The organism is Nostoc sp., from assembly GCF_036917235.1.
GTDB lineage: Bacteria > Cyanobacteriota > Cyanobacteriia > Cyanobacteriales > Nostocaceae > Nostoc.
Genome location: NZ_JBALDU010000027.1, coordinates 31,720 through 45,615, shown reverse-complemented (window position 1 = coordinate 45,615; position 13,896 = coordinate 31,720). Strand labels below are relative to the sequence as shown.

Here is a 13,896-nt window from a genome sequence, read left to right as displayed (position 1 = left end):
AATCGAGTTTAATTTTGCTTAACTAAAGTGATTATCTACTGTTAAAGGTACTGTACCAAGGTTAAATTTAGCGATCGCTGCTAAAACTGCCGACTTAATTCCAGCCAAAATCCCGCCAGCGAATTCAAGTAACTCTCTGGCGGGAGAAATGAAAATACTGCGTTGCTGAATTAAGGGATGATTCTTGTGGGGTGGGCATCCTGCCCGCCCGGAAATACAAGGGACGCTCATGTTGCCCATCCCACAAAAATAGTAAAATCATCCCGCAAATATGCAACCCCGAAAATACTTTGCAAAAGGTGAGGATACGTGCCCAACATCTTTTATAAATTGTCTGTCTTCGTTAACCAAAAGCTCATCTGGTTTATCATATCTGCGTAGATTAAATTATTTGAAGAAGGGATTTTCTGAACCTATCTCGGATTCATTCTCAATTGGACATATTGGCTCAGATAAGAGTGTTCCATTAAATGTATAAGTAGTGCCGTTGGAATTGATAGCATTACCACTTATCCTCCGATCTGGAACCAAGTCTTTTTTTACTTGACCGCTAAGTGCGATACTTTCTTCTGAATTTGGATTTGTTACTGCTTGCCAATTTCTCTGATCGCGACCTAGATTTGTACGGCTATAAGTAGCATCTATTCGACCAAAGCGAAGGCTTCTACCATTGGCGTTAAATTCCAAACAAGCAGTAAAATTATCTCCCTGACTCGACTGAAAATTGACATCGTAGCTTTTGTCCTCCACTCCAGCTTGTACTGGCGCAGCCAACAACATTATCTGTCCAAGTAAACAAGTTAAAACTAAACCGCACTTAGATTGGATGATTTTCACTGACATAATTGTTTACCTCTGTTACGTAATCAAGTAATTGCTTACTTTTACTCATTGGTGACAGGTTAAGGTTATTAACCTGTCACCAATGAGTAGTAGTGATTAAATTTAGTCAAAATTGAGGTTACAAACGTAAATTTCCAGCCTGTGATGCCTTTGCATAGCGTTTCATATACGAGACTAGCTACGCCTACGCATATTTAAAAGCATCCTTCATCCTTCGCGATAAAATTTAGTATAAAGCTTAATGAGATACTTGTAGCAGAGATAATTTACAGCGTAATCACTATTGACAAAACGAGTTATATCTTAAAATGTCACCAATGCTTTCTTTTGAGGAGAAAAAAATGGAAGTGAGTTCAGAGTGTATTGCATAGATAGACACCTAGAGACTACTTTACAAGTTCTCCAACAAAGAGCGATCGCTATAGTTTACACTCTTGGGTGAAGATTGGTAGGAGACAAGATTGAGACTTATCCCCTGCTCCTCGATCGCTGAGCGAAGTCGTTGGCGCAGCCTCTCGTAGAGAAGTGCTACTCCCCTTAATTAAAATTCTGGAGCTATCGCAACACCATCCCTGAGATTAAGCAACCCTGAAATAATAACTTTATCTTCTGGCTGTAATCCTTCAATAACTTGGTAATTGTTACCTTTAATCTCGCCTAGCTTCACTCGCCTTTGCCGAGCTACTTGTTGGGATACACCTTGGGGAGATGTCTTTTCAACTACATAAACAAAAGTGTCTCCGCCTACACGAGTCATTGCTGTTGTGGGAATTAAAACTCCGGGGCGTTGATTCCAGAACACTCTAGCTCTGACTAATTGATCTGCACGTAGCTGACTGTTAGTGTTGTCAAAAAGTGCTTTAATCAGTATCGTTTGTGTTTCATTGCTGGCATTGGGTGCAATAAAAAATATCCTACTTCTACCAAGCTTTTGACCTTGTGTGTTCATCACCTCTACTGGCATACCCTTACGCAATTGAGGTCCTTGCTGTAGTGGTACAGAGATATTCACTTCTAAAGGTCGATTTTGCGTGATATTAACTAATGGTGTAGAAGTATTAACTAAATCACCGACTTTCACAGGGATATTGCCAACTGTGCCACTAAAAGGAGCGGTAATTTTGTCAGACTGGGGCTGTTGTGTTTGAGTATTTACATTAGATTGCTGCAAAGATTTTTCAGCCTGTAAGATGGTGGCCCGTTGTGCTTGAATCCTGGAATCAATTGCATCCAGGCTAGTCTTAGCATTGGCCAGCCGATTAGCAAATTGATTGCTAGTCTGTCGAGACACGGCTCCTTGTTCAGCTAGGCTGACAAACTTTTCGTAGTTCTGCTGGTACAATTGCAGATTCGCAACGTAGGATGGTCGTTCTGCTTCTAAAGATTTGAGTGTAGCGCGGGCATTTGCCAGTTGCATTAAAAATGCTTGAGGCACAGTATTGCTTCCACTGATACCTGCTGGTCGTGTAGGATCTACTTGGAGAATTGCAGCTCCTTCGACAATTGGATCTCCTGATTTGACAAGTATCTGGGTAACTTGACCCTGAATCCTCGGCTGGAGCGTGACTGAGCGCAGGGATTTTAGACTAGCAATAAAATCTGAACTTTCCTCAATTATGCCGCTTTGTACTGTTGATATTTTGACTCTTACCCCTTGAGGTTGAGCGTTAGTATTTGAAGGTGCTGAATTTTGTGGAGTGAGTAAACGCCAGACTAGAGTTGCTCCGCCCCCTAACAATAGGAGTGCGGCTAAACTCAACCAAAGCCACCGCCGTTTTCCAGAAGGTGGCTCAAATGACGTTTGTGGAGCTTTTTCTCCAAAATCAGTTTGAGGCTCAGGGGATGTCATGGCTTTTGAGGAACTTAAGGAACAAATTAACTAGAATTCAATCAAAATTTCATCTGTCGATCTTGAAATTACTGATTTAGCATGAGGTTTTGCGGCAAATTATGTGTTATCTCATCCAAATATACAGTTTTGATGATTCTGTCTAAATCTACCAAAAGGTGAATCCGTTCCTTAAATTTCTTACTTCAGCTATATCCTTCAAAAAGTCAGGATCTTTTTATTCGTAACTCCTGCACAAATTGCTATGGATGCATTGCAATATTTTCATCATAATCACTGTTGTTTAAGTATAAATAGAGACTAATAGTCTGATTGTTTGAGATATTTAAATTCAAACTAGCTACCACAGTCACATCGCTGCGTTGAACTCATATTTTATTAAGTAGTAAGAATAACTGTTAAATATTGATGCAAAATCGGGTAATTTCTTGAATTTGCTTCGGAAAGTTTCAGATTATGTTTTCAACCATTAATAAATTTCAGGAGCAAATCTAGGTGTTGACTTCAACCTTACTCGCTGCTGCAACCACACCTCTGCAATGGAGTCCTACAGTTGGACTGATTATGATTATTGCTAATATCGTTGCCATTGCCTTTGGCAAATCTAGCATCAAGTATCCCAATGCAGAACCAAAACTACCCTCAGCCAATTTATTTGGTAATTTTGGTTTACCAGCCCTTTTAGCAACTACCGCCTTTGGTCATATCTTGGGAGTAGGTACTATTTTAGGGCTGCATAACCTGGGAAGAATTTAGGTTCTTACCCAAGTTAGCCTTTATCGAAGAAAGGCAGAGGGCAGGAGGCAGATCGCTTTTAGCGTCTCCCCTTGAGAGAAGGCAGAAGGCAATTCTGACTCCTAACCAAAGCCCGTGACCGAATGTTCGTTTAAAACCCCGATCAAATTTTTAATTTGGTCGCTCTTATTAAGGAGGGGTCTGAATCCCTTCTTAATAAAACCTTCTGCCTCCTGCCTCCTTCAATTGATGATTCTTTTGTCTCCAGCTTTGAGCCAGAGAGTTACTTCTCTGGCTTTTTTTTATGAGACACTAAGTAATATCAGTATCTCAATAGCATGACAGATATAACAGATTTATCAAAAAGAATTGCCAGCAAAGGCGATAATCCGCTAATTTTGTCACCTGCTAACTTGCAGTCACCAGAAGACTTAGAACTTGAGCGAAAACTGCGAGAACTCAAGTTGAAACAAGAACTAAGAAAAGATTGGATTTTATTTATTGTCAGGGATGTAGTAATTTTTCCTGCCGCCATCCTTTTTATTTTTGCTGTCAGTGGTTATTCCCTATTTATGCATATTCATGGGTGACATATCTGTCTACAATTTTTAATCAACCGCAGAGGCGTAGACTACACAGAAAAAAGAGAGATGATAATTAGCTAAGTAAGTAGATATAATTAAATACAATAAAATAAACTCTTAGTTTCTAGTGAGCGATAAATCGCTCAGAGCAAGGATTATCAGGGCTAAAGTCCTTACTACAAACTTTAATTTATTTATGCCTAGTACCGCAAGGCGGAAGTCAAAAGTTAACACTGAGCGAAGTCGAAGTGTCAAAAGTCAAAAGTATTATGGAATAAGCTCTTTAGGGATTTTAAATGGTTGCTCTATTTACGCCGTGGCGTACTAGATACTTGTAGCTTACAAATAGTTTGGAATTGTTATAAATTATTTCTCTTGTCTCTGTATTTCTTTCCCTCTAAGCCTCAGCGGTTATTTAAAAAATCCCACATCAGTAAACTTGCGTAACTAATTTTACAGACGACGAAGCCAACTTGCGACAAGTAGACTCATCTTTATATCCACACAAATTCTGCTGGATATGAGGATTACCGTAATTGGTAAATTTGCAAAAAAGTAAGTATCTGATGGAAATAATCTAAAAATATGGGGCTTTTAATATTTGCTGTTGCTTTAGTCGCCATTGTTGCTGTAATTATCATTAATGCCTACAACGATTTAGTTAAGTATCGGAATCGTTACAAAAATGCTTATTCTCAAATCGATGTTCAATTACAGCGCCGCTATGATTTAATTCCCAACTTGGTGGAAACAGCCAAAGAGTACATGAAACATGAGCGAGAAACCTTAGAAGCAGTTATTGCCGCCCGAAATTCTGCAATTAATGCTAGCAGTCGTGCCGCGCAAAATCCCGGCGATCCGCAAGCAATGCAACAGTTGGGCAATGCTGAAGGGGCGCTGACGGGTGCGTTAAGTCGGTTGATGGTACTTTCAGAATCTTATCCAGAATTGAAAGCCGATCGCGCCATGACTCAAGTAATGGAAGAATTATCTTCCACTGAAAACCGGATTGCTTTTGCGCGTCAGGCTTTTAATGACGCGGTGACACTTTACAACACCAAGAGCGAATCTTTCCCCAGCAATCTTGTGGCAAATACATTTAACTTTACTGTTGCAGAATTGCTCCCCGAAGCTACTCCAGAAATCAGAAATGCCCCACGCGTGTCTTTTTAGGTGTCTATGAATTTCTTTGAACATCAGGATCGGGCACGCCAAAATACGCAACAATTAATTGGGTTATTTTCCCTGTCGATCGCAGTTATGATTATGGCAATTTATATTGCCACTTTATTTCTGTTTCGCATGGCTCCTCGTGTTTGGTGGCATCCAGGGATATTTCTCTACGTAGCTGGGATTACAATAATTGCGATCGCAGTAGGAAGCTTATATAAAATTGCTTGTCTCCGGGAGGGCGGAAGCGTAATTGCCCAGGAGTTGGGGGGAAGACTTTTACTCCCAGATATGGCAGATGAACAAGGGCGACAATTATTAAATATTGTAGAGGAAATGGCGATCGCTTCTGGTATTTCTGTCCCACAAGTTTATCTCCTCGACAGAGAAACCGGCATTAATGCCTTTGCTGCCGGATTTACGCCCAATGATGCTGTAATTGGAGTTACCCGTGGAACTTTGGAACACCTGAGTCGAGATGAACTACAAGGAGTCATTGGCCACGAATTCAGTCATATTCTCAATGGAGATATGCGGCTAAATTTGCGTTTAGTGGGACTACTGCATGGGATTTTATTCATTTATTTAACTGGGGAATTGCTGTTGCGCCTTCGCGGTAGCTTCCGCTTAGGAAAGGAAGACAAGGGTTTACCTATCTGGGCGTTTGGTTTGGCACTAATGGCAATTGGCGGTATCGGATTACTTTGTGGACGTTTGATTAAAGCCGCCGTCTCTCGCCAACGCGAATTTCTCGCTGATGCTTCAGCGGTACAGTTCACTCGCAACCCCAACGGACTTACTGGAGTCTTTCAAAAACTCCAACAGATGGATTCACGGTTAATATCGCCGGGTGCAGAAGCCTCTAGCCACATGTTTTTTGGCAATGCCCTCAACCCCTCTTTCTGGGAAAATATGTTTTCTACCCACCCACCCTTAGCAGAACGTATCCGCCGCGTTGGGGGTTTGAACGTCAGCAATTTAGCAGCAATGCCATCTCGCAATCAGATGCGTTCCCCTTCCCAGGAATCCTTAACAATGGGCTTTGCTGGTGGTTCTGGTGCCACGCCAGAACAGGTTGTAAACCAAGTTGGAAGCGTTACACCAGAGCATTTTGCCCATGCTCAAGCACTGTTATCGCAGTTACCAGAATCTTTGCGTTTGGGTGCGCGGGAGCAGCAAAGTGCAATGGCGATCGCTTTAGCGCTAGCGTTAGATACGGAAAATCTCCAAATTCAAGAACGTCAGATTGCTTGGTTACGTGAGGTGAAACCCGCTGATTTGGTAGAGAAAACCTTGGAACTAAGTAGCGAAATTAGTCAGTTAGATCCCAGAATTCGCTTGCCACTTGTGGATTTGGCAGTGCCTATATTGCGCCAAAACTCTGCCAAAGAATGCCAAAAGCTATGCAAATGCATCCACGGTTTAGTTGTAGCCACCGGAAGTTTATCGCTGTGGCATTTTGTGTTGCAGTTAATACTGTGGCATCGTCTTCAACCTAGTATAAATCCTGTATCGACTACAACGGTAGAATTCACCTCCATCAAACAGATTTGGCCAGATAGTCTATTAATATTGTCCGTAATTGCCCGTGTCGGACACTCCCAACCCGATGCGTCCACTGAAGACATCGCCTACGCTTTTCGTTCTGGAGTTTTTCGACTCCCCAAAGCTGGGGAGCAAGAAAAACCAGAAAAACCACTAAACTGTAATTTTACTGAACTCAAAAAAAGTATTGAGCGTCTGCGTCTTGCCACTCCTAAACTCAAACAGGCTATTGTTGATGCTTGCGCCCACACGGTACTATTAGATAACAAAGTTACTCCTTCAGAAGCAGATTTACTCAGAGCGATCGCCATGACGCTAGACTGCCCTATCCCACCATTTTTAAACCCTCAGCCTAGTGTTTCAAAACAGAAACAACCTTCTCCAAAGCGAAGTTAATGTAGCGACTGAGACACGATTATTTATAACTCAACAAATAAAGTCCGCAAAAACGGACTTTTCGATTATTAAATGACCGTTTTCCAGAACAAGAACCTGTTGCCTTGCGATTCTATTTACAGGCAATTAATTTGTTTTTTATCCTGACTATTACATAGCAATCCGATTTATTTTGTGAAAATTGCAACCCGCAGATACCCGATTTATTAAATAAGTTGAGAATCTTATTTCTCACGAATGATTTAGAATTGCTATAGTAGACAGCAGCTTTCAAGTTAGCGAGGTACACAACCTAAGTCTGGTACCCAGGTATAAAGAGTGTTTTACTCCTGTTATCGCAGCCGGGCGTAGCTCATTCTATATTCTGCTGTAAATAGTTATCTTGGCAAAATAGTATCCTATTGTACAAAAATCTTGACATTGCTTATAAGTATTAACTTGCACGAAAAAGTTTAGACAAAATGCCAGCATTCTATAAATTTGATTGCTATATTAGATTAAATAACTATTCTGGCAAGGGTTTAAAAGCTGTGCGGGATGATTTACAGGGCTTGGAAATTAGTCAGAACGATCTGCAAAAGCTGACTAATTTACCTGTCAATGGGGAACTTTTAATCATTACAAATCCTCTGAAGAGATTAGCCAATATATATATACAAAAAATTAAAAGCTCTGAAGGAGCAACTGTAGTTTTTATTGGCTTTTCTACATTTATTTTTGTCTATATTTTATTTGATATAATTATTAAAATATTTGTCACGTGGATAACAATTCCATCTTGGATATTATTAATTGTCTTAAGTCTGTGGGTTGGTGGTTTGACGCAAAGCATATTATATTTTATCTGGAAAACTAGAAGTAAGCTTGTTAAAGCTAATATGACAAAATCTCTGCAAATCCTGTTAAATGAGGTTAATAGATATAATACTGTTATTAGAGTTATAGATATCAATGACCAAATAGAAGAAGCTGGTAATCCAGAAGTGATTATAAAGGAAAGAGAGGATGTAATTGAAGCACTTAAACTCACCAAAGCTGATTTAGTTCGCGCTTTAAAGACAGAAAGGATTTTGAGAGAGAATAAGAATTTTATCCTGAGTAATACAGAACTATTTGTCAACAATTTAGCAACTTTAACAGCTATGCAAGTAACAGAGGAGGCTACTGAGCATGGAAGGTTACTCAATGAAGCATTACAAATTGCATTAGATGTGCAATATGAAATGAAAAGATTACAGACTCAACGTTAAGATAATTCGTAATTAAGTTTTGTAATGGGAATGTAGAAAGCACTCGTAAATCCACTCGGTACTCAGCAAGAGTTAGAGAAAGCGTAGATGCTGCTGATAAATCCATAGAGGTTGCTGGGTAAGTTGGCTTCCAATCTACTACTAAGATATTCTCAATGGCTTTTTTCCATAATCTTTCCCACGGTTGCAATCCCCGGTCTAACATAAAGAATAATCGTAAAGCCGCTTATCCGCATGGACTGGAAAGAAATTAGAGGGAACTGGGTAATCATTCCCCGAAATCCCATAGGTATCGTTCATTTTTTAGGAGGTGCATTTGTCGCCACTGCACCGCACATCACTTATCGCTGGTTACTCGAACAACTAGCAAGTAAAGGCTATGTTGTAATTGCTACGCCTTTCGTCAATACACTGGATCATACTGCGATCGCAAAATCTGTGCTGTTAAACTTTGACCGCACCCTCGAACGATTGCATGATTCTGGGGCATTACGCAAGCTTTACTTTCCCATCTACGGCGTTGGACACAGTATGGGCTGTAAACTCCACTTGCTGATTGGTAGCCTTTTTAAAGTAGAACGTGCAGGCAATATTTTAATATCCTTCAACAACTACGCCGCGAAAGAAGCTATTCCTCTAGTAGAACAATTCAATTCTACTTTGAAAATCGAGTTTACCCCCTCGCCGTTGGAAACTAACAAACTTGTCCAAGAAAGTTACAATATCCGACGCAATTTATTAATAAAATTTAGTAATGACACCATCGATCAATCGGCAGCTTTAACCAAAATATTACAAGAACGTTTTGATGAGATGGTGACAGCGCAAACTTTACCAGGAAATCATACAACACCTTTAGGTCAAGATATTAAATGGCAAACGGGAACATCTTTTACCCCCTTTGATGCTTTAGGACAATGGTTCAAGCAAGAAGCATACCGCGACTTAAACCAGTTAAAAAGCAACATTCTTTTATGGCTAAATCCTTTAGGAGCGCCATAATATTTTATGACTGTTAAACAGTCGTAAATTCCATGAGTAAATAGAAATGAGTTATGGTGCTTCTCATTTGAGTCTAATAAAGACCAAACCCTCAACTCCTTACGCCTGTTGCTACAACGTAGGGTACTCTCTCTTAAAAAGAGAGAGTAGTCAAAGTCTATTGCATACATAGACACGTAGCGGCTACTTTACGAGTTCTCTGTTCGCTCTAGCGTCTCCCCTTCTCCCAAAGGGAGAGGCTAACGCCAAGGGATAAGGAGTACCCGCAGAGTACGATAAGCGCTATAGCACCATTTCTGTATTGATACTACTAGCTTATTAGCTCATATCATATTTTTGTTTTCTATTTTGACAAAAAATTATTAATGAGTGTTTTCAAAAAATTTATATGTTTCAAATACTAATAATTGATGATGACCATTCAATAAAAATACTCCTGAAAAGGATGTTGGAAAAACAGGGTTATGAGGTCGTTACTGCCAGTAGCGGCGAGGAAGGAATAGAAAAGGCACTAGTTTATCGTCCAGCACTAATTATTTGTGATTGGATCATGCCGGGGTTGACTGGACTAGAAGTTTGCCACCGCATTAAGACAGACCCCAAATTTTTCACCACATTCTTTATTTTATTAACATCCTTAGATTCCGTTGCCGATTGTGTCAAAGGTTTAGATGCTGGTGCTGATGATTTTATCTCTAAACCTATTGAGCATAATGAATTACAAGCACGCGTAAGAGCGGGATTACGCCTGCATCAGTTGAGTAGAGATTTGCAGGCTCAAAAGTTGCTTTTAGAATCAGAAATGTCAGAAGCAGCAGAATATGTGCGATCGCTGCTACCTTTTTCCATGACTGAACCCTTCAATATAAATTTCCGATTCATTCCCTCGCGACAACTCGGTGGAGACTGTTTCGATTACTATTGGCTCGATGATGACTATCTGGCAATTTACTTACTCGATACCGCCGGACATGGACTCAAAGCTACTCTTCCCTCTGTTTCAGTACTGAATCTACTGCGTTCTCGTGCGCTCAAAGGTCTTGATTACTATCAACCTAGTGATGTATTGAAGGCTTTAAATGACACTTTTCAGATGAATTATCAAAATGACAAATACTTTACGATTTGGTACGGAGTTTACAATCGAATCAACCGCCAACTAATTTATGCTAGCGCAGGTCATCCACCAGCAGTTTTAGTAACCGGCACATCTCCACGAAAATCTGAAGTTCAACTATTGAAAACCCCTGGTATGCCAGTTGGCATGTTTCCAGAGGCAAAATATCTTGATGGGTTTTGCAATATTGAAAAATTCAGTACCCTTTATATTTTTAGTGATGGCGCTTATGAAATAACTAAATCAGACGGCACACTTTGGAGTTTAGATGCTTTTATTCAGCTACTGGTTAGCTTACAAGATCCTGTTGATAGTCAACTCGATCGTGTACTCAGTTATTTAATCGCTCTGAACTCCAAAGATGCTTTTGATGATGATTTATCTATTTTGCAAATGAAGTTTGATTAATTACGTATTAGAGACTAAAACCTGATTAAATGCATCTTGACTAGGAAAGATTTCAAATACTTTATCCATATTAGTCAGTTCAAATAATATCCTGACTTGCTCATTAATTGAGCAGAGAACAAGCTTAGTATCCGCCGCACGCAAGGTTTTAAAAGCTAAGACTAAAGCTCCCAAACCCGAACTATCCATAAACGTTACATCTTTAAAATCAACTAACACAATTTTCGCACCACCTTCTAGAATATCTGCGATATTTTGTCGAAAGTCTTGTGAAGTTGTGGCGTTTAAATTACCACTAAGCTTAATAACTTTTACTTGTTCTCTCATCATTATGTCACTCTGATTTGTGTAAATAATTCTCTGATTTCGCCATTATAGAACATTTAAAAATGCTTGTAAAATAAAATTTAAGATTATCTATTAAGTAATCATTAATAATTAATCAGGATAGATAAAGATTAATTATAAAATTATGAATTTATTTTTTTGTAATCAAAACAAATCATTACCTTAATTCAGTATAGTTTTCTTACTATAAATATACCAATTATAAATAAAAAAGCTAAGTCAGTTGGCATGAGAAACAACTGGTATATTTAGTTTTGTAAAAAGGTTGTAATGACGAATTTATAAGCCGTTCGTTGATTTGATGTTTTGTCATGTATGTTAATTTTTAACGCCGACTTACTTGTATCTCATGGATTTAGATATATACTTACATACAAGCTGAAGTTACTGCTTTTCAGATTATTTACCAAAAATTTTTGCAAAACTGAGATTCTCTAATAAATCTCATGATAATAACTATCATTAAACAATTCAGAATTCAACTAGTTGCAGCAATGCTTACGGCGGGCTACGCCTACACATAGCTAAACCGAGTCTAGCAGTAGCTTTTCCTCCCTGAGTACTTATGATGGTAACTAGGCTCTATATTTATTTATGTCCAATTACTTACATAATTGAAATAATTTACCTCTGGACTACCGCTCTAGAGCCAAAAATTTAGGTTTCAACAGCGCCAAACAAGCTAGAACCGACACTAAGGCTTTAAAAGAAGTTTTCTGAAGGCGATCGCCTCTGCTATTTTAGTATTCCCAATATCTGTCATTTCTCGACAGACAATATAAAAAGTAAAGAGTTGTGAATTTGTTACTCCTAACTCCTGACGCCCTCAAACAGGACTCACTTTGGCTCTGTGAAGCAGCTTCTCACCTTGAAGGTAGCCAGTGTAGCGGACTTTGACTGTTTCTCCAGGTTGTGCAGTTCCCTTTATCAATTGGTGCAGTTGGGGATCGTAAGGTAATTCTGCTCCCACAGGGGCGATCGCTTCAACTCCCCACGCCTGTAAAAGCTTTTCTAGGGGTTTCTGCACTAAGGGTACTATTTTGATTGCTGCTAGCTGGGGATTTTCCTGCGCTGTGTCTGCTGCTGTTGGCCATTGCAATAATAAAGACTCCAGCAGTTGCAAAGTCGACTGCTGGAGTTCTTGTAGTAATATTTCTCGCTGTTGCTCTAATTGAAGCTGAGAGCGATCGTACTCTTTTCTTAAATTTGTAATTTCTTGTAACAATTCCTGAGTTGGCGCTGTTTTCTCTTGTAATAACTCTACCGTTGAAAAAGTTGCGATCAATTCATTCAATGGCATCAGTAGCACTGCCGAAAGCTTAAGCAGCACATCTACCCGCATCTGCTCTAACTTTCCTTGGCGTAACCGCAAAATTTGACGCTCTGAGACGCCAGCAGCGCGACTCAGCCCTTTAAAACTAGAAATACCTACTTGCTGCATTAAATCTTGCAACTTTTGGGTGAAATTAATATTGGGCATTTGGCAAAACAGTTCCGTTAGAGGATAGCTAAGGTTTAGCCCGTTCCGAGTTCCGTTAGCGGAAGCGGGGCGTTTAGCCCGTCCTGAGTAAAGAAGTGAGATTCCCAACTCAGCACTCAGTACTCCTGAAGGGAATTGGGCATTAGCGATTAAGTTTTTCTTTATCCCCTATTCCCTATGCCCTATTCCCTATTCCCTATTCTTCCAGTAAACTTCTCAACATCCAAGCTGTCTTTTCGTGTACTTGCATCCGCTGAGTCAATAAATCGGCGGTAGGTTCGTCGTTAACTTCCTCTATCACCGGAAAAATAGATCGTGCAGTTCTGACTACGGCTTCTTGTCCTTCCACTAACAAGCGGATCATTTCCACAGCTTTAGGAACTCCAGGAGTTTCTGGAATCGAACTCAGTTTGGCATATTCGCTGTAGGTTCCTGGTGCGGGATAGCCAAGCGCTCTAATTCTCTCGGCTATTAAATCAACTGCTAACGCTAATTCTGTATACTGGGTTTCAAACATCAAATGCAATGTTTGAAACATCGGCCCCGTTACATTCCAATGGAAGTTATGAGTTTTCAGATACAGTGTATAAGTGTCAGCCAACAGGTGAGATAAACCATCGGCAATTTTAGCCCTACTCGCCTCGTCAATGCCGATATTTACATTTTTTACTGTTACTTTCGATGACATAATTTTCTCCTAATTAGGTTATATGTAATTTGGGCATTGGGAATGGGGCATTGGGGATTGGCAAGAAAATTAAGCCCTTGATTCCTGTCCCCAGTCCCTAGTCCCTAGTCCTAGTCCCCAATCCCCAATCCCCATTGTCTATGCTAAGTGCATCTTTAAAACGCTACGGGGTGCTTTACGGACTCTGGCTAAAACGGTTTCTTTGCCTAAACGCTGGCAAGCTTCATACCGATGGCAACCAGAAAAGCCATAATATTGTCCATCTACTTCTAGGACATCAATAGGTTCTTGCTGCCCAATCTCCGCAATCGATTCCATTAAGGCTTGTACTTTATTTGGATCGTTTGTACGGGGCAATGGCCGTTTTATCTGATTTAATGGAATTTCTTGGACTCTAACCATAAAGAGTTTATCCAACTAGTTCTGTTTTTTCTCTCTAAATAAATCATAGTCATTATGACTTCGTTTTGCAACTAGTATT

The 13,896-nt window shown here is 39.8% G+C and carries 14 protein-coding genes; 7 read left to right on the top strand and 7 right to left on the bottom strand.

Going from position 1 to position 13,896, the window contains the following annotated elements:
- Nucleotides 1-18: 18 nt before the first annotated feature.
- The 3 genes from V7K44_RS08405 to V7K44_RS08395 form a co-directional block, all read right to left on the bottom strand.
- Complete coding sequence (locus V7K44_RS08405) at nucleotides 19-231, bottom strand: hypothetical protein (protein WP_334930444.1); 213 nt, start codon at nucleotides 229-231, stop codon at nucleotides 19-21.
- Nucleotides 232-387: 156 nt separating this feature from the next.
- Nucleotides 388-843, bottom strand: coding sequence for a hypothetical protein (locus tag V7K44_RS08400; RefSeq protein WP_334930442.1), 456 nt, complete (start codon nucleotides 841-843; stop codon nucleotides 388-390).
- A gap of 541 nt (nucleotides 844-1,384) precedes the next feature.
- The gene (locus V7K44_RS08395; protein WP_334930440.1) at nucleotides 1,385-2,692 is read right to left on the bottom strand and encodes an efflux RND transporter periplasmic adaptor subunit; all 1,308 of its coding nucleotides are present in this window, start codon (nucleotides 2,690-2,692) and stop codon (nucleotides 1,385-1,387) included.
- Nucleotides 2,693-3,187: 495 nt separating this feature from the next.
- Between V7K44_RS08395 and psaK the strand changes: the two genes are divergently transcribed.
- From psaK to V7K44_RS08360, 7 genes are all read left to right on the top strand, one after another.
- Complete coding sequence (gene psaK, locus V7K44_RS08390) at nucleotides 3,188-3,448, top strand: photosystem I reaction center subunit PsaK (protein WP_334930438.1); 261 nt, start codon at nucleotides 3,188-3,190, stop codon at nucleotides 3,446-3,448.
- Between the two features lie 317 nt (nucleotides 3,449-3,765).
- Entirely contained in the window at nucleotides 3,766-4,017 is a 252-nt protein-coding gene (locus V7K44_RS08385) for a hypothetical protein (protein ID WP_334930436.1), read from the top strand.
- A 579-nt stretch (nucleotides 4,018-4,596) separates the two neighbouring features.
- Complete coding sequence (locus V7K44_RS08380; protein ID WP_334930434.1) at nucleotides 4,597-5,184, top strand: LemA family protein; 588 nt, start codon at nucleotides 4,597-4,599, stop codon at nucleotides 5,182-5,184.
- Between the two features lie 6 nt (nucleotides 5,185-5,190).
- Nucleotides 5,191-7,122: a M48 family metallopeptidase gene (locus V7K44_RS08375; protein WP_334930432.1), complete on the top strand. Its 1,932-nt coding sequence runs from the start codon at nucleotides 5,191-5,193 to the stop codon at nucleotides 7,120-7,122.
- A gap of 530 nt (nucleotides 7,123-7,652) precedes the next feature.
- Nucleotides 7,653-8,372 carry a hypothetical protein gene (locus V7K44_RS08370; protein ID WP_334930483.1) on the top strand — a complete coding sequence of 240 codons (720 nt, stop codon included), beginning with the start codon at nucleotides 7,653-7,655 and terminating at the stop codon, nucleotides 8,370-8,372.
- Nucleotides 8,373-8,606: 234 nt separating this feature from the next.
- The gene (locus V7K44_RS08365) at nucleotides 8,607-9,374 is read left to right on the top strand and encodes a DUF1350 family protein (protein ID WP_334875412.1); all 768 of its coding nucleotides are present in this window, start codon (nucleotides 8,607-8,609) and stop codon (nucleotides 9,372-9,374) included.
- A gap of 388 nt (nucleotides 9,375-9,762) precedes the next feature.
- On the top strand, nucleotides 9,763-10,899 hold the full coding sequence (locus V7K44_RS08360; protein WP_334930430.1) for a PP2C family protein-serine/threonine phosphatase: 1,137 nt from the start codon (nucleotides 9,763-9,765) through the stop codon (nucleotides 10,897-10,899).
- On the opposite strand, the gene V7K44_RS08355 is transcribed toward V7K44_RS08360, so the two are convergent.
- The 4 genes from V7K44_RS08355 to V7K44_RS08340 form a co-directional block, all read right to left on the bottom strand.
- Complete coding sequence (locus V7K44_RS08355) at nucleotides 10,900-11,226, bottom strand: STAS domain-containing protein (protein WP_334930481.1); 327 nt, start codon at nucleotides 11,224-11,226, stop codon at nucleotides 10,900-10,902. It abuts the gene before it with no gap.
- Nucleotides 11,227-12,073: 847 nt separating this feature from the next.
- Nucleotides 12,074-12,727, bottom strand: coding sequence for a nucleotide exchange factor GrpE (grpE, locus tag V7K44_RS08350; protein WP_334930478.1), 654 nt, complete (start codon nucleotides 12,725-12,727; stop codon nucleotides 12,074-12,076).
- Nucleotides 12,728-12,923: 196 nt separating this feature from the next.
- Complete coding sequence (locus V7K44_RS08345) at nucleotides 12,924-13,415, bottom strand: Dps family protein (RefSeq protein WP_292739190.1); 492 nt, start codon at nucleotides 13,413-13,415, stop codon at nucleotides 12,924-12,926.
- A gap of 138 nt (nucleotides 13,416-13,553) precedes the next feature.
- Nucleotides 13,554-13,817, bottom strand: coding sequence for a ParB N-terminal domain-containing protein (locus tag V7K44_RS08340; RefSeq protein WP_194043156.1), 264 nt, complete (start codon nucleotides 13,815-13,817; stop codon nucleotides 13,554-13,556).
- Nucleotides 13,818-13,896 lie beyond the last annotated feature (79 nt).

Excerpts from the sequence above, each read along its gene's own strand:
- V7K44_RS08340 (WP_194043156.1), bottom strand. The coding sequence starts at position 13,817 with ATGGTTAGAGTCCAAGAAATTCCATTAAATCAGATAAAACGGCCATTG.
- V7K44_RS08355 (WP_334930481.1), bottom strand. The coding sequence starts at position 11,226 with ATGAGAGAACAAGTAAAAGTTATTAAGCTTAGTGGTAATTTAAACGCC.
- grpE (WP_334930478.1), bottom strand. The coding sequence starts at position 12,727 with ATGCCCAATATTAATTTCACCCAAAAGTTGCAAGATTTAATGCAGCAA.
- V7K44_RS08395 (WP_334930440.1), bottom strand. The coding sequence starts at position 2,692 with ATGACATCCCCTGAGCCTCAAACTGATTTTGGAGAAAAAGCTCCACAA.
- V7K44_RS08360 (WP_334930430.1), top strand. The coding sequence starts at position 9,763 with ATGTTTCAAATACTAATAATTGATGATGACCATTCAATAAAAATACTC.
- V7K44_RS08345 (WP_292739190.1), bottom strand. The coding sequence starts at position 13,415 with ATGTCATCGAAAGTAACAGTAAAAAATGTAAATATCGGCATTGACGAG.
- V7K44_RS08400 (WP_334930442.1), bottom strand. The coding sequence starts at position 843 with ATGTCAGTGAAAATCATCCAATCTAAGTGCGGTTTAGTTTTAACTTGT.
- V7K44_RS08405 (WP_334930444.1), bottom strand. The coding sequence starts at position 231 with ATGAGCGTCCCTTGTATTTCCGGGCGGGCAGGATGCCCACCCCACAAG.
- V7K44_RS08375 (WP_334930432.1), top strand. The coding sequence starts at position 5,191 with ATGAATTTCTTTGAACATCAGGATCGGGCACGCCAAAATACGCAACAA.
- V7K44_RS08380 (WP_334930434.1), top strand. The coding sequence starts at position 4,597 with ATGGGGCTTTTAATATTTGCTGTTGCTTTAGTCGCCATTGTTGCTGTA.
- V7K44_RS08365 (WP_334875412.1), top strand. The coding sequence starts at position 8,607 with ATGGACTGGAAAGAAATTAGAGGGAACTGGGTAATCATTCCCCGAAAT.
- V7K44_RS08385 (WP_334930436.1), top strand. The coding sequence starts at position 3,766 with ATGACAGATATAACAGATTTATCAAAAAGAATTGCCAGCAAAGGCGAT.